Here is a 23,969-nt window from a genome sequence, read left to right as displayed (position 1 = left end):
TAATTTTTAACAAGTACGCACTTTTTTCTTCCTTAAAATGCAAAAAAATTTAATGACTTATCAGAGATAGTCACGACGATCAATAAACTGTCCTTGGACGCCCCAGCTACTAATATCATCATATTTAATGTAGAGGTGATCTGGCTGAATTCCTAAAACCTCATCGAAAGCCTTGGTAATATCAGCATTTAATCCTTCGTAGCCAATATGGCTTTCCGTACCGAAAATACTGACTTCAATATACGCTAATGGTTCATCACCCTTTCCCCGTAAATAGAGCGGATAATTGTCCTGAAAACCAACCATTAGGACATCTTCACTTTTCCCTGGAACATTAGCGATTGCTAATCCCAACTTCTTTTTTAAACTCAATTCTTTTCCCTTGGGGATTTTAATATTTACCCGTGACATAATAAATGGCATCTTGGTCACTCCTTTGTTTCTTGACTTATTATGCAAGTAATTGTATCTTGGTGAAAAGAGAAGAACAAGTACGCACTTTTTTCTTCCTTTAAATTTTTTGGAGGGACTATTATGGATCAAAATGAATTCGACCAAAAGATTAAATATTTTCATGATAATATGCCTAAGCAATGCCCCATTCTTTATTCAATGAAAATTATCGGTTCAAAGTGGAAAATTCCGGTCATGTGGTATTTAATGCTTAACGATGGTCAACACTATAATGAGTTGAAACGAAGCATTGGCTCCATTACTAACACGATGCTTACCAAAAGCCTTCGTGAGCTAGAAGAGGACGGCCTCCTCAAAAGGGTTTCCAAAGGAACTGTTCCCCCATCAGTTACTTACCACCTAACTGATACGGGAAAGAGCCTTATTTATACCATGGGTGACCTATTTGAGTGGGGAAAAGACCATATGGAAATGGAAAAAGACAATCGCAAGCCACAGCAAGCTAATAAGTAAAATTAAGATAAAGGTAAATAATTACTAAATATAATTTTTATACATAAAAGCAGGACTCAATACACTTTGAAGTGCCATACAATTGTTAGACAAAAAACCTAATGATTGTGGGGCACTTTTTATATGGTCAAATACAAATCTGAATTAAAGGTGCAGATTGTTAATGAATATCTTTCCACTTCGCAAAGTACACTTGCTTTAAGTGAAAAATATCAAATTAGCGGGCGTCAAATAGCTGAATGGATAATGGATTCAAAGATACCGATTTGATGGCATCGATGCCTTGAAACGACGACGTCGTAAACGGATATTTACCACTAATTTTAAGTTAAATGTGATAGACTACTACCAAAACCCATGCGGATTCAATGGCTGAAGTAGCGGCTCGTTTTGATACTTTAAACGCAAAAATTTAGATCTGGCGCTCACAATTCGAACGAGACGGGATCACAGCTTTGAAGCCACACCGGAAAGGTAGACCGTACAAGGACGTTACAGAACTAACTGAACTTTCTCAAAAATACGTTCAATATTTTAACAACGTTAAAGACAAAAGGTATGACCCCGGTTGAATACCGAAATCATACCTTAGTGGTTTAATAATTTAATTTTGTCTAACTTTTGTCTTGCACTTCATTCCGAAGGATCCCTAAAAATTTAGAAGGCGAATATGGCCAAAGATATCAATTATCATTATTAGTCGCCTCCTTGACATATTCCTTTCTGCCGCCTTTTTTCCATTATTGCTATTTTTCAGCATCAATACTTTTATGGATCCACCTAATAAGGTTCTGGGCTGGCTCGGTCAATACTGTCCCCTTCCGCCAAATAAGGAATTGTTGTTGCCGACGTGCGGGGGAAAAGGGGATGAACTTTAGGCTCGTGGAAGCCGGTCGGGGAGCACCTTCAATGCAAACAACGTTACCCAAACCGGCCGCCACAAGATAGCAGACGTTGGTCAGGAGGTTTGATTCTGCGACCACGCGCAGTTGGCTCCTTTGCAAACCTAACCATTCGTTTAATTCATCATAAATCAAGGACCGATGAGGGATGATTAGCGGTAAATCACGTAGTTCGGCTGCCGTCACGGCCTGCTGACCAGCCAGCTTACTGTCCGGGCGGACTAATAATCCCCAACGATCCGTAATCGGCATTTTTAGCGTATGGTATTTGGCAGTACTAATGGGCGCTGATACCAGGCCAAGATCTAAAAGCCCCTGGTCAAGGTGTGCCTTGATATCCTCACCATCAGCATCGTAAAAATTATAGCAAACATGCGGGTAGCGATCATGGAAGGCAATAAGCTGCGGAATCAGCAATCTGGTTACTTCAGACTCAACACAACCAATACTGATTGTCCCCGTCAGATCATCGTTACTGATTGTGGCCACCATTTGGTTTGCCTGATCGAGTTCGTTTAGGATATGCTGGACCTTTGCGTCATATGCACGACCAGCCTTGGTAAGGTCCATCCGTCGCCGTTCCCGAATAAACAAGGGCACCTTCAGCTGGGCTTCGAGCTGCTGAATTTGGCGGCTGAGGGTTGGCTGGGAAATGTGGAGTTCACGGGCCGCCCCGGAGATGGTCCCCTGCTTGGCGACCGCTAAGAAATAACGCAAAATTCTGGTTTCCATACTTTTCCTCCTTGAATCGATGCCACGATACTATTCAATTCAAGTATACCAACCTGTCACCAAGGAAGGTACTAAATTTAAAAGAACGGGCGGCCTTATTAAAAGCTACGAATAAGGCCGCCCAACTTGACTTAGGATTTATTCATGATTATATCTGGTCTTCAACGCTGTCCAGTTTCTTCCACCAGTTACTACCTACGGATAAATTTGCGGTCTGCGGACAGCATCCCCTGCTTATCCATAAGGTAGCGTTCAACCTTCATATGAAGATCATGTTTCGCACGCAAAGCGGCCAATTCCTGCATCATTGGCAACGCGTGGTGGGCATCCAGCGCCGCCTGATTACGCCAGTGATCAATCAGGAGAATCGTCTCCAGATCATCTAGCGGCCGAAAGTAGACATAGCCCTCGTTACCTGGTCTGGCGAAAAAGTAGAAACCCCGATTGCCCGGAGCTTACCAGCCTGATAAGCCCTTTCCATTGCCCGCCAGGCATTAAAGACATCCCCATAGGGCATATAGATTAAATATAAGTCGATATAATCGAAGCCCAATTTTGCTAACGACCGGTCAATCGCCTGCTGTGGCCTTGCTCCCTGGTAGTTGGTACCCACATCTTAGCAGTAACAAAGAACTGGTTACGCGGAATGCCACTATCCCTAATGGCGCGTCCAACGGCCGCTTCGTTTCCGTAAGCCGCTGCCGTATCGAATAAACGGTAGCCGGCCCGGATAGCACTCGTGCAAGTCATCCATCTGGAACACCCCAAAGCCTAGTTGGGGCATCGTTATTCCATTATTAAGTTTAACCGTTCACATTGCTAGAACTACCTTCCTCTTTAATTACTTAACGTCCTTGGGCAGCATCCCCACCGGGTTCTGATTCAGGGCGCCCACAACTTCATGAGCCGTATATGGTTCATCAAGGTATTTCACCTCATCAGGGGTCAATTCAATTTCAACGGCCCTCGCCGCATCATCTAAGTATTGCGTCTTGGTGGCGCCGACAATCGGTGCCGTGATTCCCTTGGCCCATTGCCAAGCCAGGGCGATCTGGGACATCTTAACGTGATGCTGGTCCGCTAGTTCTGCTACCCGCTTAATGATTGGCATATCCTGCTTCTCGGCATGGTCATACTTGGCCCGTTCCGAAGTATCAGTTGCACTGCGCTTCGAATGACCTTCCCAGGTTGGCCGCGTTAAGTGCCCACTGGCGAGTGAACTGTACGGCATCAGCATCACCCCGTCCTGTTGGCAGATTGGAATCAATTCCCGTTCGTCTTCACGATAAAGCAGGTTATAGTGGTTTTCCATTGCTACGAACTGGTGCCAACCATTCTGTTTAGCAACGTGTTGCATGTTTTGAAATTGGTAACCATACATGGCGGAGGCGCCAATTGCCCGGACCTTGCCTGCCTTGATTAAATTATCCAGGGCCGCCATGGTCTCCTCAATCGGGTGGTCGTAGTCAAAGCGATGAATAATATATAAGTCAAGGTAGTCGGTGCCTAACCGCCGTAAGGTACCATCGATTTCTCGATTAATGGCCTCCCTTGAAAGGCGACCATCGTTGAAGTAGACCTTGCTAGCGAGGACCACCTTATCACGCGGAATTTGGTGTTTCTTCAACGAATTGCCAATGTATTCTTCACTGGTTCCCATCCCGTATACGTTGGCAGTATCAAAGAAATTAATACCGAGTCCTAGGGCGTGCTGAATCACCTTGTCAGTCTGCTCTTCATTCAGGATCCAGCGATAGGTCTTCATGGCGGGCTTGCCGAAGCTCATCCCACCAACCGCTAATTTGGAAATCTTAATATCTGTTGTTGGAATATAACTATACTTCATCTTTTATCACTTCCTTAACTTAATTATGAAGTCCCAAACTATAAATGTAAATTACCTATAGTTAATGCTTATCCACTTATTTTAGGCATGACCATCTGACAAACACATATTCACCCCCTGCTTGAACTGTGACAACTTATCTAATAACGTTATTCAGTCGATAAAGCTCAAATTAGTCGCACAGCCGCAACACAGCAATGATGATTGTGGCAGCAAAGAAACGTGATTGAGGATCAACTTAATGATTAAAATGATCGCCAGGAATAATACTGCTATAAAAACAACGACCAGAATTGATTTAAATGTGAAATGCCGCCGGATATCCTTCGTTTGTTACGAGAGAATTTGCGTTGTAATAGTTTGACCACTATACTTCGTAGCGCTATCTACAGGTATTTTAAATAATTGATGATAGAGGGGCTTATTTAACTCTACATGGATGAAGTTAGCATCGTGGTACCTCAATGTAAGGTTACTGGGCAAATTGGGACAAAAGTGATTTATATTTTAGAGTTTTAATTCTAAAATAACTTTTTACTTCAAAAATGTTACTAAAACTGGGCACTATCAAGTAAGAAAGTGAGATCATGTCTGTTTCAATTGCAAAACTCAAACCCACCAAGACGCGTGGTGTCCGCTATCGGGCCCGCTTCCGTGGTTACTACCGCGGGGATGATTTGCAGCTCCACGCCTTTGACAGCAAAAAAAGAATAACAATGCATGTCTCTACAAGACGTAAACATAACGCAAAAAAGAAAGGCCATACGGTCAAAATCCGTGTGGCTCTAGGGTTCACGTCATCGTTGTTCAACGGCACCGGTTGTATAATTTATACTGATATTGTTTTGCACATTCGGGACAAATATGGCAAGTGAACTTAGAACCCCCGCCGATAAAGGGCTGCAAACGCGTATATTATGCATCTGCCCATATTCTGCCCATAGTCGTTTATTTTCGTCAAATAACGACAAAAGGAATGCATAAACTGCACTCCTTCAATTTCGTACCACTCAATTCACATCATTATAGCACACGGCGCCAAATAAGGGGGCGCCTTTTTTGATTGGCGGTTCGGCATAGCCGACCTTAACAGTGTTATGTAACGAATCATATAACAAGAAGGGATGATAAACAGATGGAAGTTTACGACTACTTGCGTCATGAGACTGATGACATAAAAGCATATCTTAGAGAAAATTACGACTTAACAGTGCTTCTTCGCAAAAAAGGCCCGACTGACAATCTAACCGATTTCCTTTGGAATAAAGATGAAATCACCGGTAACGGTTCGGGCTCATACACCCTTAGCGCTTATCAAGCAGAGCGTAATTTGTTCGGTAACTGGGTCTTACTAAAAGACGCCGTTGATGAATTATCGCCGGGAACGTCAATTTTAGAAAAATGCCCTGAGTGGTGTGATGTAACGATAAGATGCTACCTTACTACATCAATGTGTATACAAAGCTCTATATGAACTAAGGGAGGAAATTCGCTCAGATACTCTATAAAATTGTTCGGCGGCCAATTATACGCTAAAAAGCAAATGAGATCCTCTAAATTATCGCGATAGTATAAGAGCCTGGCAAACACCGAACTTCTCAATGTCTGGACAATCAGAACATAAAGGTGACCGCCGAACAGATCTTATAGATAAGGTGATTTGGTGATATTTTGAGAGATGATAAGGACCCACTGACTGAGTATCTTTATGTCTATGACTTAAAAGATAACTGGCCCTTAATTTGATGGCCAACTGGTAAGTTATCGACTAGTGATACTTTTGTCTCCACATGATGTAGAACAATGTACTGCCGCCCACTTTCCGTTTTTTGGTAAAGAAAGACCCGATGCCGTGAATGAAGGTATCGGGTTTTAATTTAAACGTCATTAGCAGGTAACGTTGAAACGGTCCCCATCGTCTGGGTCAAAGATGGCGTCAACCAGTTCGTTGTCCGTCATGGTTTCGGTGCTGATCTTGTCATCATCATGGATTGATTGGTAATGATAAAAATCAGTAAGATCTCTTAAATCATTGTAGGGCGCAGGTGAGATCGAGATTAAGTGACACATCCCGAAAACGTCAAAAAGAGATTTATCCGCATATCCGATTGGATTCACTAAATAACGGTTTTGATTTAGTGACTTCATCGCAGTAATCACAACTGACATCACCGATGAAGTCGGTATCCACATACTCTCAGATATTCCGTCGTCTTTGTCTTCACAGAACCGCGCCGCACGGGCAACCAATTTATTTTTATGTAAATTGGTTAGTGCTTCAGTAGGTATCATCGTAACCAATCCTTTCTCAACTCTGAGTAAATATTTTGAATAGAGAACTTATAAATATCCTTTATCCATCCAATTATTTTTCAACAATTATATTTTAACATATCAGCCACCTAGACAAAGGGAAGAACAGCTATATATCAGCCATTTACACATGAGAAAATGGTCGGACACTGGTCACTTTTTGGTAACATTTTTATGGTAAAAAAACTTCCATACATTCATTATCATAAGATGTAATAAATGTGTATATTGTGTATATACAGATAATTAATTTTACAAACAGCGCATAATGAAATACTAAATATCATTTTTTAAAACTTTTCTAAACAAAATAGCACCCAATCCTGTATAATTGGATGCAAAAATGAAATATGAATTATAATGACATAGTACATTTGGCTGGATTTAGAATTCAGCAGATTTGCTAAATGACATATTTAAAGTAGCATTTATCCGCCAATCGCCTTGCTCGTGACAGTTTTTCACCCAGCGCGGTAAAATAAAAGGCTTCTCCGGCCAATATTTCAGACGATTCTCCGCAGTCCATTGCCGCCTTCCGCGGTACTTAACCCCACGATATTTGGTAAATTCTGCGGTTGGCTGGCTTGGATATGGGGCATAGCGTTGACAATACTTATGCCATTGATTTTGGTAAACCATTAATGAGTGTAATTTGCGTCGATTAGCCATTGGAAGCACCTCTACAAACCTAGCTCATCAGCCTGATTGGTTGGTGAGTTCTTTTTATGCCGACTAGTTTTCTCTTGTTCTTCTCGACGATGCCGTTCTTGCGCCTGCCGTTTTTGCTTCAGTTCCTGTTGTCGCACTTCTTCTAAATAGTTTCGGAAATCTTGGATTTGACGCAACCGTTTATGCTCCCGTTCGCTTTGCGTATTGCGCAACCGCCACTTGGGAACCCGCTTATTACTATTTAATAATTGATCAATTTCGGCATCACTCATCATTTTAATATTAAATGACATTAAGACAGACCACCTTTCTTCAGATAATAATAATCAAGGACACCGCTGACTAGAGTCATGACTAGTGCACCACCTAATTTCCACCAGCCAGGCACGGCTAGCACCACGCTAAGAGCGATGAGAAATTCTACTAGCAACCCTGCTAAACACTTCACACAATTACCCATATCTTGAGAAAGCTGATCAGCACTTTTTTGACTAGCTTTAGCCGCTAGTTTGGCCCCTAATGACGCTTCCTGGGCATCTTTTCGATCCTGCTTAAATTGCTGACTAACCACCGTTGCAATAATCTGGTCAACAGATAACCCGGTATCTTGTTGGAGTTGCTGATAGACATCGCTTGTCACCTGACTAGTATGAATGGTTAAGCCACCTTTAAAGCGGTAAATTAACTGCCTTAAGGTCGGCACAAGATTATCATTCACTGTCTTAGTGTACCGCTCTAAATAGCGGCCCACTTGGTCCAAGTCCGCCAGCTTGGCAATATACTGTTGGGTCTTGGCATCCATCTTTCGTTCACGCAAATTGATGTTGGTTTCTAAGCCATCATACTTCTGCGCGAGGGCATCCACTCGATCACCAAGGCCATCGTTAAAACCAATGTCGCGGGCATCAGAAACCGCGTCGGTTAACTTAGAGGTTTGGTCCGCCAGTCCCTGTTTGATGGCTTTGTTGTTCTGCTGCACGGCGGCGTGCAAGTTCTTGATGTCGTCTTTGTCGGCTAAGGTCTGCAAGTCGTCTTTGCTGACACTTTGCTTGGCTAGCTTGTTGAGCTTGTCGCTGAGCTCTTTGCGCGTGTTCTTCAGCTTCGGCGGCTTGGAGCTGTCGTCGATTGAGTTGATTGATGGTTTGCTTTTGCTTGGCTCGTGCGCGGGCTTCCCGGGCCATGGTTTTAAGTTTGACGAGTTGTTCATCGTTGCTTTGTTCATTAAGGTCTTCTCCCTTCTTCGTTTGACGTTGCATCCAATACTTCTCTAATTCGGCCTTGCTGTATGCTTTGCCAAGTCCCCGGGTTCGCTTCACCTGGCCGGTTTTCTTATCCACATTCTGATAAAAATCACGAACACGCAGTACTTTAGTACCTGATTGTGCTTTGACTTCCTGCATATAAGTCCAGGATTTCCCATGTTGCCGTGCTTTGACGGTTACCCCATGACTAGCTAAGTGATCCAAAAATTCTTTGGTATTCTTGACCTCCGTCTTCACTTGGTCAATCAGTTTCTTCAGATAACTAGCCCAATCAGAACGATTAGTTAGGTTATCAATATCCTGTCGTGGCTTATCCCGATTAATCGGACCAACCCACTTACGCCCAGTAAGCTTTTGATAGTTTTCTTCCATAACTTGGTCAAAGTCTTTGCGCATTCGGATAATATTGAAGCGTGAAGTCGCAATCGTCTTACCATTCTTCTTGATTGTATTAAAAATTACATGGGCATGGAGCTTACTGCCATCACCATCGGCCTGAATAGCCACCGCACATTGGGCATCGGAAAAATGCTTCGTCACGTATTTTTGCACCAACGCGAGTGCTTGCCCGGCGGACTGCTGTAAATCTTGGTCTGGGTTAAACTCGTCACGACTGAAACTGATAATCATCGTTTGGGCTTGATATAACCGTTGGGGATTATGAGCCCGTTTCAATGACTGGTGAAATTGCTTCTCTAAATAAGCCCCATTTTGCGTGGTGCTTAACATCCCGTTTTGGTCATGCAGCATGTTCAAGTTGAAGCCGTTACACGCTAACACCCGGTGATCCGTTACCTGATAACTATGGGGTGGATCATTAAAAACGTACTTCAACCGACCATAGCTATGCTGGCAGGCGTGTGTCTGAATCACTGACAAGCTGGTCACCTAGTTTCTCTTCACCGTTAAACTGGTCGACTAACACATTCAAGTGTTGGACCGTGTCGTGCATCTCGGCCAAACGATGGGTCACCCAATTCCAGGTATCAGCATCCTCAGGTTCTGCCTGGGCGGCTTCCTGCAAGATGCTCTTAATCTCCTTAATATCATTGGTAACCGATGTGGCGGACCACAGAATGCCCGCTAATTGGGCTTGGACATCTTGATACCGTGTTTGAATATCACTTAACTGTTGATTAGCCGTATGACCTTTAATACCCAGTAATACTTGGGTCATCGGTAGTCGTTTACCATTCAACAGTTTAATCATCTCTAGCATGGTATCTTGGCCCTGTTCATGCAGGTGGGTTGCCCGATCAATCAGCAACTCATCTTGCACCATTTTCCGGACAGCATCGGCACTATTTTGAGCGCCCACTAGTTGTTTAGCGTGTTCAAACTGCTCCTTTTCCTGATCGTTCAAACGAGTTTGGATCAGGTGGTTCCGTGCATTATCCATTGCTATAACCTCCTCAGTTTTGCCGTCCCGGCAAAAGATAATTTTTCAACCTTCGCTTGCGAGCGACAACGGTTGACTAAAATTATCGAAATCGTCGGGAGCCTTTTTATTCAAATTATGCATTGAAATTATATATCAATACCCTTTACGTATATTATACGTCTGACATATTCGTTTAAAAAGGCTCTTGCAAGCAATTAATTACACAATACGGCGCATTTTGTAATATTTCTTGGAGGGATTCCCCGGGGAGTCCCTTCACCCTAACGGCGAATCGTCGGCAAGCCCGTTATTACAGGGCAGGAATAATGCCATTTTTCCCAGAAGGTTTCCGACGATATTACTTATTAATTCAAAATAAGTAATACAACATTGACCAATCAGACTTGCCCGCTTGGATTCCGCAATTTACTTTTTGAGTTCATCAAAAAGTAAACAAAAAATGACTTACCTTGTCACTGACGACGAGGTGAGCCAAAAGTCACTATCTGGAATGACCCAGATAGCGGGTCAGCTCCCTTTCAGTAAAAGTAGCCAAAATGATAAAATCAGTAGCTGCTAGCTAGTCCCGCATAGCTAATTAATAGCTTTTAACTAGTATTAAACATTAATCCTCTATAATTTGACTAGCCAATGGATATTTAATCGCTCAAACACACAATTTTAAAATTAAAACGTTGATATATCAACGGTCAGAACCTCTTCTTTTTTCTAATAAACACACAGAACATCTTTTTAAATTTTGTGTGGCCAATTGTGTGTTTGAAACAGTAATTCGCACCTTTTCAGAACCATTCACTTCAATTCTAAAATATACAAAAAAGCCTACATAATAAGCTTTTACGGCTTACTCTGTAGACTTCTAATCGGTTATAAACCTAATCTAGTGCTGACTAGAGGATTCGAACCTCCCTTTCAAATCCACCATCCTACCCTTTTTCGGAACAATTAACGTAATTAAGACATAACTAATAATTAAGGTCAAAAGTAGTTGCATATTTCATTCCCTCTTTGGTATTAACATGACTAAATATGGATTGCTCTCTTAATAGTCTTTTGGTATGAAATGAAGCCGAGCGTTGCCCACTAATTGCATAAATCAGATCTTATCCACTGCTTGCTTAACCGCCGTCTGACCATCTTCAACATCGAATGCTTTACGAATCGTATTGTCGTTTTCTAGTGCAGCAACGATCACGGCCGCCACGTTAGCCCGGCTAGTCGTAGTATGCGGTAGGTAATTTCCAATATTGACCAGCCCTGTCTCGGGATCATTAGTCAGTGTTTCTGGTCGCACAATGGTGTAATCCAGATCCGTCTTGGTAAGCAATAAGTCCGCATAGTACATCGCGGCACTATATTCTTCCCATTGGCTCATCCAAACTAGTTTCTTGTCATCGTGGAAGTGTTGAATGGCCCCGGCGCTAACCAGAACCACCCGCTTAATCCCAGCCTGTTCAGCGGCCTGGTATAACTTGACCTTACCATCAAGGTCAATCATCCAGCCACCACCGATAGAAATCACGATTGCATCAATGTTATCCAGTCCTGCCTTAATAGCAGCAACTGATTGGCGAACATCAATCAATCGTGCTTCGACGCCCTGATCCGTAAATTCTTTAACTTCTGCTTGGTCACGCACACCAGCAATCGGTGTGAAATTATCATTTTCCTTTAATTGTGTAACCACCTGACGACCAGTTTGGCCATGTGCCCCAACAACTAAAATATTCTTCATTGTAAGGTTCCTCCTTATGCTTTAGCGAATAATAGGTGAACGCCACCGTCTGGTAAACGGTCAGCTGATTGAAAAATAAAGCGTTGGTTAACAAATTGTCCCCTTGTATTGAACGCCGCTTGAACCTGATTATCACCACTGACTAATGGAGCTACCACTAGCGAAATTTCATCGACCAGGCCAGCTCTTAAGAACGCTCCATTAATCGTTGCCCCACCACACAGGGCAATTGTTGACAGGTCAAATTGTTGTTTAAGCTTCACCAGTGCTTGTGCTAGGTCTAAGTCATCCTTGCCACACACTAAGTAAGGGATATCCATAGAACGAAGGAATGCCAAGTAATCATTAGATGCCTGCTCAGTTAAAACCTCAATTGTGCGACTCTTGTGCCCGCCGTAGTCAAAGTAGTTGTGTTCCCAACCTGCTTTGCCATGACGGTCGAAACAAACATCGTAAGTTTCAGAATGAGAATCAGCTGGCACCCAGTCTTCATAAGTTAGGTTACTACCATCAAATTGGCTCAGATCTAATTTTCCCTTGGCGGCGTACATATTAGTTGTTGTAATACCGTTCGCATTCGCTGGACTAAACTGAAAAAGGCGTTGGGAATAGAAGTCACCAGAGGCCTTGGCAACCGGTTGACCATCAAAGTCTCCGTCGATCTTTCCATCAATTGAGACATACATATGAACAATTACTTTTGCACGTTCCATTTACTTATCCTCCACTCGACTAATCGTGACCTTGATGTTTGGCCCCATTGCCTGCACCTTGGCCAATTTAACCGTCACAACCGACACCAGTCCGGTGTCAGCGGTGTCTTGGGGCATCTAACTGACCGGTTTGCCAATAAATATCAGTATAGTCAACACTAATATATTGATTATAGATGGTCACCTCATCGGCAGCCGGTTGGGGTAGCTCGTGATTTTCCATTTTCAAAATATCCGGAGCACCATATTCATGAACTACTACTTGCCTTGTTTTTATCCAATTACCTTCACAAATCAGCTTAGTTTTGGGCTTTACTCCATAAGAAGTTGATTAGGTATTGATCAACTTGCTTGTTCTCATGCAGATTACCGTGTTTACCGCTCTTGCCGGTAATCTCGTGTTCTACATATGAATTTGCCCGGTTACCGACTAGGTATTTGTATGACTTTGCTGAGTTAACCGGTACTTGACTATCGGAATGACTGCCGTCTTTGATGTCACCATAGATATTCATCACCTTTGCTGTTTTCGGGTAAGTCTGCCGTAAACTGAGAATGCCCTTGTATTCAGGCAGCATAATACTTGGTTTGCCAGTTTTGCTATTAACCTTGGATTTCATCGAACGCGGGTCTTCCATTGTCAAACCATTATAGTGGCCGGCAATCACTACCTGATGTTCAAGTTGAGGAAGACGCTTATTGTTAGCATTATCAGCCAGGTAATAAGCAATTAGTAAGTTTCCCATTGAATGACCGACAAAGTTAATCTTCTTAACGTGATAACGTTTTTGCAGGGCTAAAACGACATTCTTAATGTAAATGCCGCTACGGTGGTACTCAGCCACATATTCAGGATCATTGGGCTTTTTGTAGTTGGCACTCTTATTATTTTCAAGATTAACTTCGACGATCGGATTTTGGGCGTTTTTCTTGATGGTACCAATTAATTTAACTTTGCCATTTTTGCTAACGTCAGCTCGGATAATCGAATTGGAAGCTCCAGCATTTTTAGCAGCATTGGCCATTTGTGTTTCCGCTCGGTAACTGCTACCCCAACCATGGACAAAAACGGATGGCGTTGAACTATTAATGTAACGGTGAGCATTGGCATGGCGGGCATAACCACGATAACCAAAAACTCCAATTACAATCACGACTAAGGCAATTACGGTGTCCCATAACTTTTTATGCTGTTTCATTTTTCACCTCATTTTTAAAACACTAATTGCGGTTGCTGCTGATTCGTAAAAGCCCTTCATTTCAGATTTTCCTTAAAGAAGCTTTCAAACTTATCAAATGGAATGTAGTCATGACCGCCGCCATCATAAAGATCAGTATGGGTCGCGTTGGGCACTAATACTAATTCTTTGGGATCGCTGAGATGCTTGTAAGCAGCTTCTGCCATGTAGCGGGAGTGCGCCTTTTCACCAGTAACGATCAGTTTAGGAGCGGTAATCTTTTCGATCCGCTGCTGCAGCGGGAAGTTGTAGTAGCCCCATGGACTAGTAGCATCCCAAATTGTTGCCGAATTAATTGCCCGGGGGTGGAACGCCCGTTTGACATAGTAGTTAAAGAATTCCGTCGTGACTAGGTCAGCATCAGCTGGTAATTCATCAGGGAAGAGCTTATTAGCCCGGACTGGTTGATTGTTTTCGTCAAATGGCAATTCGTGGTAACCACCAACGTGAGTATCGTTATCCACGTCTTCCCACCGCATTTGGGCTAGGTATTGTTTTTCGAGTTCCCGTTGTGCTTCCGTCTTGGAATTATTCAAACCAGACCACATCGACTCAGCCATGTCATACATCACTGAAGTAGCGACGGCCTTAATCCGGACATCAATTGAAGCAGCCGTCAAGGCGTGAGAGCCTAAGCCACAGATCCCAATCGCCCCAATCTTTTCCCGGTCAACATAGGATTGAGTGCCAAGAAAGTCGACCGCGGCCGAGAAGTCTTCCACGAAGATGTCTGGTGAAGCCACGTTCCGAATGTCACCAGAACTTTCACCGGTAGTGGACTGGTCAAAGGCTACCGTAACAAAGCCACGTTCAGCTAAGGTTTGAGCGTACAGACCACTCGCCTGTTCCTTGACAGCCCCAAACGGTCCGGAGATTACAATGGCTGCGTACTTCTTACTAGAGTCGAAGTCCGTTGGCAAGTACAGATGACCAGCAACCATGAAGCCATAACGGTTTTGGAAGCGAACGTTCCTAACCGTAATGGCGGAATCAACGTCGAATACCCGGGTGTCGTTCACGGTGGTTAATGGGTTAATAGTGTATTTCATAATGCTTTTCCTCCTTAAATATCTTGCTTAATCGGCCGGATAATTACTTCATTGACGTCAGCGTTGTCTGGCATATCAATGGCAAATTCAACTGACCGCGCAACGTCATCAGCGTGCAAGCCAACTTCCTTTTCAAAGTCAATTTCTGCCTGCCGATTTTCTGGATTGTTAATGGAAGTATATAGTTCAGTTGCAACCGAGCCGGGTGAAACAATCATGGTTCGGATCCCGTTCTTGTGCTGTTCTTGCCGCAAACCCTCAAAGATGGCCCGGACAGCAAACTTAGATCCGTTGTAAACGGCTAGGTTGGGAACCACCACGTGGCCAGCAACCGAATCGGTAGCAATGATCTGCCCACTCTTTTGTTTAATCATTACCGGTAGCACCGCGGCAATCCCGTTCAGGACACCCATAATGTTGACATCCAGGATCTGCTGCCACTCGTCGTAGGCCCGGTTAGCCAGGGCATTGACGGCCATTACCCCGGCGTTGTTGTAGAGAACATCGACCCGACCGAACTGTTCCACGGCGGCATCAATCAGGGCTTGCATATCCTCCTTGCTCGTTACATCTGCCTTCTTAATCATGATCTCTTCATCAGGGAATTCGGCTTGCAACTTTTGGAGACGGTCCACCCGCCGCGCTGCCAACACTAATTTTGCGTGGTGCTTTGCCAGGCGTCGGGTGGTCGCCGCACCGATCCCGCTAGATGCACCTGTAATGATAACTACTTTGTTCTTAATCATTTTAAAGTTCCTCCTTCGCTATCGATAGAAACCACTTGCCTTTGTGAAACATCGTGAGCAACAATCGTTCCCGCACCAATGATGGCACCAGTACCGACCCGAACACCGGGCAAGATGATGACGTTGCCACCGATTTTTACATCTGAATCGATTTTAATCGGGCCGGCCTGGTTACCGTTGACCGTTAATAATGACACTCCTGAACCGATTTCAACATTGTTGCCAATCGTAATCCCGCCCCTGTCAGCCATTGTTACGTTACAACTCACCGCAACGTTCTTGCCGATCCTGATGTTTCGACCGTAGTCACTGTAAAACGGCAGCAAGAAGTGGGTACTGTCCGCCAAGCGGTAACCAAAGATTTCACTTAATAATTGATGAATTTCCTTATTGCTTAGCCGACTGGTATTCAGGTGCCGCAATAAACGCTGGTTCTGTTTCATTAAATTAACTCTTCATTAATCGTTACTCACCACGCTTTCTTAACTGTTTTCATTGTACTTTTACTATCTTTTAATGTAAAATACTTATAAATCATCAAAATCAATAGTTTCTATCTATTGGAGGAATTAACATTGGAACTACGCGTATTAAGATACTTTCTCGCTGTTGCTCAATATGAAAATATGACCAAGGCCGCCCGCGAATTACTGGTTTCCCAGCCAACCCTCTCCAAGCAGCTGGCTGACCTAGAAAACGAACTCGGCGCGCCCCTTTTCATCCGTGCCCACCGCAAAATCACCCTGACGGAGGAAGGCGAATATCTGCAGACCCGGGCGCGGGAAATTGTCGAGCTGGCTGATCAGACGGCGGCTAACATTCAGGCTAAAGAAGAGGTCACGGGCAGACTTTCCATCGGTGCTGGGGAGAGTGTCGGTATGCGCCGGATAATGAGGATCCTTAGCGACCTCGTCCAGGATTACCCCGACGTACGGATCCACCTCGTCAGCGGCAACGCAGATGAGATGGAATCTTCCCTAAAGCGGGGAACCATTGACTTCGCGGTATTGATGGGTCAGCGCTCACTAAAGGACTACCACCATCTCAGCTTACCCGAAAGAGACCGTTGGGGACTGGTCCTGCGGCGTGACGATTCCCTAGCCAAGAAGGATGTAATCACGCCCAACGACCTTCTTAACCGCCCCCTGCTGGTCTCTGCGGAGGGGCTGGAAGAGCACCGTTTTCAAGACTGGTGGGGAAACCTCGGCAAGAAAATGAACATTGTCGGCACCTATACCCTGGTCTTCAACGCCCAGCTGATGGTCAAGCAGGGTAGTGCCTACATGGTGACCTTTGACCATTTAATCGACAACTCCAACCATAGCCAACTGACCTTCCGTCCCCTCGCCCCGACACTAGAAGATGCCACCAACGTCATCTGGAAGAAGAACGTGACGCAGTCCAAGGTGGCCCAGGTCTTCATCCAGCGGCTAACGGCATCACTGGACAAATAATAAAATAGCCTGTTATAACGACTGGCAAGGCCGCTGTAACAGGCTATTTCTCGATTTTTAAAGTTAAAGTAGCAGGTTCGCACGAAAATCTAATTCAGCATTGCCGCTGCATTCCGCCGGTTCCTACCTTTATAAATAAAAGCCATTGGCATCCCCTAAGATCAATATTTGGGACGCCAACCTGGTCAATTGATACTGAAACCGTAGCAGTATCCACCGGGTCAGATACCCTAATGTTAGGTCCCGGTCAGTATGGAGCGAAAGTCCGCCGCAATTACCTCGTTGACAACGAATTGCCCTACCACGGTAACCAAGGCAAAAAAAGGTTATAGGTCATGCTTTATCCTTTACCCACTTCGTCAGCAAAGCCAAAATTTTATCAGCCACTACATTTTCCCGTTGCCGATAGATGTGGCCAGCATGTTGAATATATATTAACTTATTATCTGCCGCCGTTGGCAGGTAACTATTAATGTTGGCTAAATAATGAACCGGACTGCCCCCAGTAAAATGATCGCGTGTGCCGATCAGCAATGCTCCAGTATAGTTAATCCGTCTCAACTGGGAAAAATCACCTTGTTGACCAGGGTGAACATTGTTAAGGGTATCGTCGGTTAACCACCGATGAGCCGTTAGCGCGGTACTACTCAGCCACCGAAAGAGGTTAAACGGTAGCCGTTGGTTGGCACGCCCGTCCGCCAGCCGTTGTTTAATCACCGCCCTTTGCCGGTAACTGATATTCCTGCGTAATACATCGACGTTGACTGGACTCATCAGTAAGAATTTATCGACCGGTGCCTCTGGATGATCAGCCAAAAAATGGATTACCTTATTTGCGCCCAGGGATTGTCCACCCAAAATAATACTTTGGTAGCCGGCAGCGACCGCATAGTCGAGATAAGCACCGACGTCGCCATTTGTATCCTGAAAATCCTCATTGAATGACCCATATACCTCCCGCTGTCCGGTAAGCTGATTAAAAACATTGGTTTGATTGAAGGCATCGCGGGTATGGACCACTATTAAATCAATTCCCGATGCCGTAAGCTTCTTGCCGATTACCGTGTAGAAAGGGTTGTTTTGAATGTTGCCCTCGATGCCGGTGACCAGGATCACAACTGTCTGGGCATGCGGATGTTTAAATATCCTGCCGGTAAGCGGCGTCCCGGTCTTAGTAATTACTGTTAATGTTTTTAACATGCCTGCACTCCTCTCTCACCAATGGTGAAGCGGCTTGGGATTATGGATTGCGAGGTCCAAGTGATCGCGCTCTGCCTGCAGCATTGACGGGGTATAGCGATAGTGAGCCGCATGCTCCCAATTGAACTTGGTTTCAATCTGATCCTCATGACCACTCTTGATAAGTTCAATCAGGTCGGGGTTTAGCATTACAGCACGCCCGACTGCAATCAGCTCCGCCCAGCCGGTATTATAAGCGGCGAGCATTTGGTCAGCGGTCTTCAAGGAACCAACCCCAATCAACGGTAACCGGCCATTGATCCGGTCATGGTAGACCTGCATCCGGGTAAGTTGCCGGTCGGCTCCCCGCCGTGGATGGGAATAGAAATTAAGCAGGGAGACATGCAGGTACTGTAGTGGTTTCTGCACTAATTCATCAATCAGTGCCAGGGTATCCTGCATGGTAAAACCCTGCCGCGGCCGTTCTGGTGAAAAGCGGTAGCCGATAATGAAATCAGGCCGGTGGTGCTTTTGGCGAACTGCATTGATGGCATCGATGATGGCGAGCGGAAAACGCATTCTTTCTGCCAAACTGCCTCCCCATTCATCAGTACGGTGGTTAATGTTCCCGGCAAAGAACTGTTCAATTAACCACCCATTTGACCCCTGAATCTCAACACCATCCATTCCTGCCACAAGGCCAAACTCAGCGACGTTCGCAAAGTTCGCGATCATCTGCTGAACTTCGGCCCCTGTCATTGCACGGCCACTCCCATAGCGGTTACTACTCGCCGAAACAACCGGATGGCCCTTAGTCATCCACTTCTTGGCCTTGTATCCCGAATGGGCAATCTGCATTACAATTTTGGCTCCCTGGAGATGAGCAAGCTTTACATACTCCTTTAGAGTCGCCAAGTTGGCCTGATTAAAGGCGTTCGGCGATTCAAAACCGATTCCGCTCGGGGCAACGTTAGTGAAGGGCATGATGTACATCCCAAACCCGCGGAAACGGTCCTGCCAAAACTTCCGGGCGGTAGGGGTCAGTTCCCCATTCGGCCCCGAATCATAAACGGTAATTGGCGCAACCACTAGCCGGTTCTTGAGTTGCACCCCGTTATTAAACGTGTACGGCTGAAACAATGGTTGATACTTTGCTTTCATTGTCTTCTCCTCCTGTTCAGTAAATTCTAGCTAGTATTACAACAACCGGTCAGATTTCTTAGGTGGAAATACTAACCAGAAGATGATGTTAATTCCTAAAAATAACAGCGCGGCAATCGGAAGCCAGGTAATTACTATGAAACCAATCACAAAGGACGATAATTCAAAGAGCGACCGCTTGGGCTTTAACATTTGACGAATCTGTTCGGCCTGGTGAGGATTATCTTTGGCCAATACCGCAACCATTACCAGACTGCAAAAATGAGGAAGTAGAAGTAAGCCGCCGCTTGCGAGAAGGGCTCTTCACTAACCCAGCCGGTTGCTACCGGGAACAATGACATAAAGAAGACCCACAAGATGTTTAACCAGAAAGCCCGCCGTGAAATCCAGTGAGCGCTGGTGAAGAGGTAATGGTGATTGTACCAGGTTGTTGCAATCCGGAAAAAACTGATCAAGTAGGCCAAGAAATATGACTTTTCCGCCCATAATGCTGACCAATGGCCGCCCTGCGGAATCTTGATTTCCAAAACCATGATCGTCATTACGATCGCAACAATTGCGTCGGTAAATGCTTCAACTCGTGCCTTATTCATCCTGATCATCTCCTTTATCGAGTCGTTCTAATTTATTACTAATAACCCCAGCCCTTAAGCAGCTTCAAAAGCTCATCGGCGAGCTGTTGTTCTTTTTGCTGATAGGTGTGACCCGTCGCCGGAATAATTACCAACCGATTCTCCCCGGCATGTTCCATATGGTCATTGATTGTTTGGAGGAATTTAGCTGGATCACCATACGTAAACCGATCGTAGCCGCCAATTACAAGGGCCCCGGTTTGGGTAATGGCTGCAACCTGTGAAAAATCCTTGTCCGCTTCGACATGGACATTGTTAAGAATATTGTCAAAAACCCACCGGTAGTCCGTATTGGCAGTTCCCGGAATCCAGCCGAGCAGGTTAAAGGGCATCCTCTTATCCCCATCGCCGCGCTTGCGCTGGGCCAAGATCGCCTGCTTCTCCGCATCCGTTACCACGCTCGTTAGGTGCTCCAGGTTTGCGGGACTGAGAAAGATGAAGTGCTTGACCCGATCACTATGGTGACGAGCCAAGTAATAGATTACTTTGTTCGCACCAAGGGAGTGTCCAGCAAGAATAATGTTCTGGTAGCCCTTCTGCTCAGCATAATTGAGGTAGGCTTCAATATCTTCATCTGTATTATTAAAGTCTTCGTTCCATGAGCCAATCAACTCTTCTTTCCCGGTCTTGACATTCACCGTGGGCATTTCACCGAACGCATCCGCAGTCTGCGCATATATAAAATCAATCCCAGCCTTGGAAAGGGTGCGGCCAATGTTGACATAAAAGGGGTTTGAATAAAAATTACCGTGAATTCCCGTAATCGCAATCACAACGGTAGTCACTTTAGCGGGGGCATCGAACAACACCCCCTGTAAAACACTTCCCCGCTTGGTTGCCAATGCTAATTCTTCCATTACGCCTTCTCCTTATACCTTCTTGTAAAAAAAGTTCCCTTGACGTTTTGCTTTTCCAGTGAGGAATCTTTCAAAAGGTCAATTATCGTTTGTTCATCATCAACGTCAAACGCTTCTTTTAACTCTAAGCTTGAGATGTGGGGGTGACTGTCGATCAAGCGGTTAACTTCATCAATGTTAAATTTAGCCGCTTTTTCCTGTAATGCTCCGCCAGCAATCTGGTTGAACAGCTTAAGCCATTCGGAATACTGAGGTATCCCCTTAACAACATAGGTCTTTCCGTTATAAGCCAAAATGTAGGCTGGCAACTGGCTGACCTGCATTTGCTGCATGACTTGCTGCTCCTGTGCGAGTTGGTTTGCTACGTCGGCTGAATTATAGCGGGCGACAAATTGTGAGCGATCGACATTGAAGCGGGCGGCGAGCGCGGTCAAATATTTCAGATCATTCGTCTGTAGGTCATTTACTACCGTGTCATATTGCAGTTCATAAAGCACCTGGCCTGTCACTTCTTGATTTTGGCCGGCGATTGCCCGCAGACCCCTGCTCAGTGGGACTGACGAAGTATGGGTGGCATCAAAAAGGCGCTCATTGCCGCCCATGTAAATCGGCATCCCGGCAATCTGTTCTTCATGCAAGTAGACCTGCATCAGCCGGGTCCAATACTGGTTCAGGGCGACGGTTTTCCCGTACTTTTTGACGGTCTCCGAGTCGACTAACTCGTAAACGTCCCTTACCAACTGGCCCATCATAAACTTGAACTCAACCTGCTCGCGGAAATGGGTTTCGAGCTTCCGTATCGTCGGCCACGTTTCCCATAGAAGCCCCATCATGGGGTCCGCAACAGTAGTAATCGTTAATTTTGCCATGGTAATCCCTCCCTAATATTCATTCATTATTTTTGTTTAACCTTTGGAAACATTGCGTTACCGGCTAAGGTTCCATAAAGCATGGCCGGTGTGAACCGATAGGAATCCATCTTCTCCCAGTCAAATTCACTTTGAACTTCGTCTTCACGACCGTCCTTAATCATCTGGACCAGGTGCGGATTCAGTTCGACTGAACCACCAACCGCCAGGAAATCTGCCCAGCCGGTGTTGAAAGCCTTGAGCCCATTCTCTTCGGCAAAGAGGTCCCCGACTCCAATAAACGGAATTCGGCCATTGATTCGGTCATGAACGGCTTCCATTCGGGTCATCTTCGTGTCGCCACCCCGCCGAATCTTCTTGTAGAAGTTCCACAATGAAATATGAATATACTGCAGCGGTTTCTCAACTAGCCGGTCCACCAGTGCCAGGGTTTCCTTCATTGTCAAACCATGCTCACCTGGTTCTTCCGGTGAGAATCGGTAACCAACGATAAAATCTGGGCGGTTGAGCTTCTGCCGAACCTCATCAACAGCATCGATAATTGCCATTGGAAAATTAAAACGCTTCTCCAGCGTCCCGCCCCAGTGGTCGGTCCGGTGGTTGTAGTTTGCGGAAACGAATTGCTGAATCAGCCAGCCATTGGCCCCATGGATTTCTACTCCATCAAGCCCCGCCCTGATAGCCAGCTCAGTTGCGTAAGCATAAGCATGAATGATTTCACGAACCTCAGCATCAGTCATGGCGCGAGCGTTAAAGTAAGGCAGGTCACTTGGCCCCCAAACACCATTGCCCCGGGTCATTGATGCATCCGCGTGAACACCAGCGTGGGCTAATTGAATTACCGCCTTGGCTCCCTGTTCATGGGAAATCTTGGCATACTCTTTTAAGTTATCCAGGTGAGCCTCGCTAAAGGCATTTGGTGACTCAAAACCGATCCCGCTCGGGTGAACATTGGTGAATGGAATGATCCACATGCCAAAACCTTTGAAGCGGTCATGCCAGAACCGACGTGAGGCCGGGGTGAGCTCCCCATCGGGACCGGCGTCGTAAACTGTTAATGGGGCAACAACCAGCCGATTCTTAATTTCGACGCCATTGTTTAATGTGTAGGGTTGAAATAATGGTTCATATTTTTTATCCATGTGATGATTCTCCTTTAATTTGTATAAGCAAATAAGTATGTACTACAGGTTTTCTTTCTTAAAGGGTAAAAAATAAGTGGGGCTTCGACAATCAACTCATATAGTCACGCCGGTCAATGAACTGCCCCTGAACGCCCCAACTGGTGATGTCTTCGTACTTGATATAGAGATGGTCCGGCTGGATACCCAAAACGTCATAAAACGCCCGGGTGATATCCGCATTCAGATTTTGGTAACCGATGTGGTGCTCTGTTCCAAAAATAGCCACTTCAACGTACGCTAACGGTTCATCGCCCTTTCCGCGTAAATATAACGAGTAGTTATCCTGAAAGCCGACCATTAATGCATCCTCACTCTTCCCTGGAACGTTGGCAATTACCTGTCCCAGGCGTTTCTTCAACATTAATTCTTTGCTTTTGGGCAATTTAATATTTAAACGCGACATGATAAATGGCATTTTAGATATACCTCCTTATGTATCTACTTTCTTACTTGACGATCAACTGTGGTAATTGTATGGTTTAAGAAAAGGAAAGACAAGTACGCACCTTTTTCTGCCTTTAAATTTTTGAGGAGGAAACAAAATGAACCAGGAAGAATTCGACAAAAAAATTAAGTATTTTCACGATAATATGCCCAAGCAGTGTCCGATCCTGTACTCAATGAAGATCATTGGCTCGAAATGGAAGATTCCGGTCATGTGGTATCTAATGCTTAACGATGGTCAACATTACAACGAATTGAAACGCAGCATCGGGGCAATCACCAACACCATGCTGACCAAGAGCCTGCGCGAACTGGAAGCAGATGGCCTCCTAAAGCGGGTCTCTAAGGGTACGGTGCCCCCTTCCGTGACCTACCACTTAACCGATACGGGGAAAAATCTTATCTATACAATGGGCGACCTCTTTGAATGGGGGAAAAAGCTCATGGAAACCGAACAAAAGGAATAACGGCAACAGTTTATAAATTACTTATCAAAAAAGCATAATCACTGCATTCAATTCAGTGATTATGCTTTTTATGAATTTATTACCATTTATAATAAGCATTTTGCATAGCGGTTCAAATATTCTATCATGAAAATAACAAATGAAGGAGGATACAAGCAATGAGCAAACCGTATATTATTGTCCATATG

29 protein-coding genes and 2 pseudogenes are annotated in these 23,969 nt (G+C 44.9%); 5 read left to right on the top strand and 26 right to left on the bottom strand.

The window, feature by feature from the left end; translation table 11 throughout:
• Positions 1-60: 60 nt before the first annotated feature.
• Positions 61-423: a phenylpyruvate tautomerase MIF-related protein gene (locus Q0C76_RS05005; protein WP_295730476.1), complete on the bottom strand. Its 363-nt coding sequence runs from the start codon at positions 421-423 to the stop codon at positions 61-63.
• A gap of 111 nt (positions 424-534) precedes the next feature.
• Here Q0C76_RS05005 and Q0C76_RS05000 point away from each other — a divergent pair, with 111 nt between their 5' ends.
• On the top strand, positions 535-927 hold the full coding sequence (locus Q0C76_RS05000; protein WP_295730475.1) for a helix-turn-helix domain-containing protein: 393 nt from the start codon (positions 535-537) through the stop codon (positions 925-927).
• A gap of 746 nt (positions 928-1,673) precedes the next feature.
• On the opposite strand, the gene Q0C76_RS04995 is transcribed toward Q0C76_RS05000, so the two are convergent.
• The 4 genes and pseudogenes from Q0C76_RS04995 to Q0C76_RS04980 all read right to left on the bottom strand — a co-directional run bounded on the left by Q0C76_RS04995 (position 1,674) and on the right by Q0C76_RS04980 (position 4,407).
• A complete protein-coding gene (locus tag Q0C76_RS04995; protein ID WP_295730472.1) occupies positions 1,674-2,561 on the bottom strand; it encodes a LysR family transcriptional regulator in 888 nt (295 codons plus the stop codon).
• 191 nt (positions 2,562-2,752) lie between these two features.
• A pseudogene (locus Q0C76_RS04990) lies at positions 2,753-2,980 on the bottom strand (putative quinol monooxygenase); the annotation flags it as partial.
• Positions 2,944-3,311: pseudogene (locus Q0C76_RS04985) on the bottom strand (aldo/keto reductase). The pseudogenes Q0C76_RS04990 and Q0C76_RS04985, both read right to left, overlap by 37 nt.
• Before the next feature lie 91 nt (positions 3,312-3,402).
• On the bottom strand, positions 3,403-4,407 hold the full coding sequence (locus tag Q0C76_RS04980; protein ID WP_295730469.1) for an aldo/keto reductase: 1,005 nt from the start codon (positions 4,405-4,407) through the stop codon (positions 3,403-3,405).
• Positions 4,408-4,994: 587 nt separating this feature from the next.
• Here Q0C76_RS04980 and Q0C76_RS04975 point away from each other — a divergent pair.
• Together Q0C76_RS04975 and Q0C76_RS04970 are read left to right on the top strand one after the other, a co-directional pair.
• Positions 4,995-5,282 carry a hypothetical protein gene (locus tag Q0C76_RS04975; RefSeq protein ID WP_295730466.1) on the top strand — a complete coding sequence of 96 codons (288 nt, stop codon included), beginning with the start codon at positions 4,995-4,997 and terminating at the stop codon, positions 5,280-5,282.
• A 260-nt stretch (positions 5,283-5,542) separates the two neighbouring features.
• The gene (locus tag Q0C76_RS04970) at positions 5,543-5,881 is read left to right on the top strand and encodes a hypothetical protein (protein WP_295730464.1); all 339 of its coding nucleotides are present in this window, start codon (positions 5,543-5,545) and stop codon (positions 5,879-5,881) included.
• 413 nt (positions 5,882-6,294) lie between these two features.
• Here the strand turns inward: Q0C76_RS04970 and Q0C76_RS04965 are convergent, their stop codons facing one another.
• From Q0C76_RS04965 to Q0C76_RS04905, 13 genes are all read right to left on the bottom strand, one after another.
• Entirely contained in the window at positions 6,295-6,699 is a 405-nt protein-coding gene (locus Q0C76_RS04965) for a hypothetical protein (RefSeq protein ID WP_295730461.1), read from the bottom strand.
• A 405-nt stretch (positions 6,700-7,104) separates the two neighbouring features.
• Complete coding sequence (locus Q0C76_RS04960) at positions 7,105-7,389, bottom strand: hypothetical protein (protein ID WP_295730459.1); 285 nt, start codon at positions 7,387-7,389, stop codon at positions 7,105-7,107.
• Positions 7,390-7,400: 11 nt separating this feature from the next.
• A complete protein-coding gene (locus Q0C76_RS04955; RefSeq protein WP_295730457.1) occupies positions 7,401-7,682 on the bottom strand; it encodes a hypothetical protein in 282 nt (93 codons plus the stop codon).
• Positions 7,682-8,368 (bottom strand): hypothetical protein, encoded by a 687-nt coding sequence (locus Q0C76_RS04950; RefSeq protein WP_295730455.1) that lies wholly within the window; start codon positions 8,366-8,368, stop codon positions 7,682-7,684. Before Q0C76_RS04950 ends, Q0C76_RS04955 begins: the two co-directional genes overlap by 1 nt.
• Positions 8,316-9,524: a relaxase/mobilization nuclease domain-containing protein gene (locus tag Q0C76_RS04945; RefSeq protein WP_295730452.1), complete on the bottom strand. Its 1,209-nt coding sequence runs from the start codon at positions 9,522-9,524 to the stop codon at positions 8,316-8,318. The genes Q0C76_RS04950 and Q0C76_RS04945 overlap by 53 nt, the downstream gene beginning before the upstream one ends.
• Complete coding sequence (locus Q0C76_RS04940) at positions 9,496-10,050, bottom strand: hypothetical protein (protein WP_295730449.1); 555 nt, start codon at positions 10,048-10,050, stop codon at positions 9,496-9,498. Before Q0C76_RS04940 ends, Q0C76_RS04945 begins: the two co-directional genes overlap by 29 nt.
• A 1,099-nt stretch (positions 10,051-11,149) precedes the next feature.
• The gene (locus tag Q0C76_RS04935) at positions 11,150-11,788 is read right to left on the bottom strand and encodes an NAD(P)H-binding protein (RefSeq protein ID WP_295730447.1); all 639 of its coding nucleotides are present in this window, start codon (positions 11,786-11,788) and stop codon (positions 11,150-11,152) included.
• Between the two features lie 14 nt (positions 11,789-11,802).
• The gene (locus Q0C76_RS04930) at positions 11,803-12,501 is read right to left on the bottom strand and encodes a dihydrofolate reductase family protein (protein WP_295730443.1); all 699 of its coding nucleotides are present in this window, start codon (positions 12,499-12,501) and stop codon (positions 11,803-11,805) included.
• A 97-nt stretch (positions 12,502-12,598) separates the two neighbouring features.
• Complete coding sequence (locus Q0C76_RS04925) at positions 12,599-12,724, bottom strand: hypothetical protein (protein ID WP_295730441.1); 126 nt, start codon at positions 12,722-12,724, stop codon at positions 12,599-12,601.
• A 76-nt stretch (positions 12,725-12,800) separates the two neighbouring features.
• Complete coding sequence (locus Q0C76_RS04920; protein ID WP_295730439.1) at positions 12,801-13,700, bottom strand: alpha/beta hydrolase; 900 nt, start codon at positions 13,698-13,700, stop codon at positions 12,801-12,803.
• Positions 13,701-13,756: 56 nt separating this feature from the next.
• Positions 13,757-14,788 (bottom strand): alpha/beta hydrolase, encoded by a 1,032-nt coding sequence (locus tag Q0C76_RS04915; protein WP_295730437.1) that lies wholly within the window; start codon positions 14,786-14,788, stop codon positions 13,757-13,759.
• A 14-nt stretch (positions 14,789-14,802) separates the two neighbouring features.
• A complete protein-coding gene (locus Q0C76_RS04910; protein ID WP_295730435.1) occupies positions 14,803-15,534 on the bottom strand; it encodes an SDR family oxidoreductase in 732 nt (243 codons plus the stop codon).
• Complete coding sequence (locus Q0C76_RS04905; RefSeq protein WP_295730433.1) at positions 15,531-15,977, bottom strand: DapH/DapD/GlmU-related protein; 447 nt, start codon at positions 15,975-15,977, stop codon at positions 15,531-15,533. The genes Q0C76_RS04910 and Q0C76_RS04905 overlap by 4 nt, the downstream gene beginning before the upstream one ends.
• Positions 15,978-16,109: 132 nt before the next feature.
• Here Q0C76_RS04905 and Q0C76_RS04900 point away from each other — a divergent pair, with 132 nt between their 5' ends.
• Complete coding sequence (locus tag Q0C76_RS04900) at positions 16,110-16,988, top strand: LysR family transcriptional regulator (protein ID WP_295730431.1); 879 nt, start codon at positions 16,110-16,112, stop codon at positions 16,986-16,988.
• A gap of 333 nt (positions 16,989-17,321) precedes the next feature.
• Here the strand turns inward: Q0C76_RS04900 and Q0C76_RS04895 are convergent, their stop codons facing one another.
• The 8 genes from Q0C76_RS04895 to Q0C76_RS04860 form a co-directional block, all read right to left on the bottom strand.
• Positions 17,322-18,188 (bottom strand): alpha/beta hydrolase, encoded by an 867-nt coding sequence (locus Q0C76_RS04895; protein WP_295730429.1) that lies wholly within the window; start codon positions 18,186-18,188, stop codon positions 17,322-17,324.
• Between the two features lie 15 nt (positions 18,189-18,203).
• Entirely contained in the window at positions 18,204-19,328 is a 1,125-nt protein-coding gene (locus Q0C76_RS04890) for an NADH-dependent flavin oxidoreductase (protein ID WP_295730427.1), read from the bottom strand.
• A 36-nt stretch (positions 19,329-19,364) separates the two neighbouring features.
• Positions 19,365-19,562 (bottom strand): hypothetical protein, encoded by a 198-nt coding sequence (locus Q0C76_RS04885; protein WP_295730424.1) that lies wholly within the window; start codon positions 19,560-19,562, stop codon positions 19,365-19,367.
• Positions 19,563-19,573: 11 nt separating this feature from the next.
• The gene (locus tag Q0C76_RS04880) at positions 19,574-19,921 is read right to left on the bottom strand and encodes a TMEM175 family protein (protein WP_295730422.1); all 348 of its coding nucleotides are present in this window, start codon (positions 19,919-19,921) and stop codon (positions 19,574-19,576) included.
• A gap of 38 nt (positions 19,922-19,959) precedes the next feature.
• Positions 19,960-20,817, bottom strand: a complete 858-nt coding sequence (locus Q0C76_RS04875; protein ID WP_295730420.1) for an alpha/beta fold hydrolase — start codon at positions 20,815-20,817, stop codon at positions 19,960-19,962.
• On the bottom strand, positions 20,817-21,686 hold the full coding sequence (locus Q0C76_RS04870) for a DsbA family protein (RefSeq protein ID WP_295730417.1): 870 nt from the start codon (positions 21,684-21,686) through the stop codon (positions 20,817-20,819). Before Q0C76_RS04870 ends, Q0C76_RS04875 begins: the two co-directional genes overlap by 1 nt.
• A gap of 26 nt (positions 21,687-21,712) precedes the next feature.
• Complete coding sequence (locus tag Q0C76_RS04865) at positions 21,713-22,828, bottom strand: NADH-dependent flavin oxidoreductase (RefSeq protein WP_295730414.1); 1,116 nt, start codon at positions 22,826-22,828, stop codon at positions 21,713-21,715.
• A 91-nt stretch (positions 22,829-22,919) separates the two neighbouring features.
• Positions 22,920-23,285 carry a phenylpyruvate tautomerase MIF-related protein gene (locus Q0C76_RS04860; RefSeq protein ID WP_295730411.1) on the bottom strand — a complete coding sequence of 122 codons (366 nt, stop codon included), beginning with the start codon at positions 23,283-23,285 and terminating at the stop codon, positions 22,920-22,922.
• A 127-nt stretch (positions 23,286-23,412) separates the two neighbouring features.
• On the opposite strand from Q0C76_RS04860, the gene Q0C76_RS04855 reads away from it, so the two are divergent.
• Positions 23,413-23,781 (top strand): helix-turn-helix domain-containing protein, encoded by a 369-nt coding sequence (locus Q0C76_RS04855; protein ID WP_295730408.1) that lies wholly within the window; start codon positions 23,413-23,415, stop codon positions 23,779-23,781.
• The last annotated feature ends 188 nt before the right edge of the window (positions 23,782-23,969 follow it).

Origin of the sequence: uncultured Limosilactobacillus sp., assembly GCF_934202705.1 — a bacterium.
Taxonomy (GTDB): Bacteria; Bacillota; Bacilli; order Lactobacillales; family Lactobacillaceae; genus Limosilactobacillus.
The sequence above is the reverse complement of the archived record's forward strand: the minus strand, read 5'-3'. Positions and strand labels throughout refer to the sequence as shown.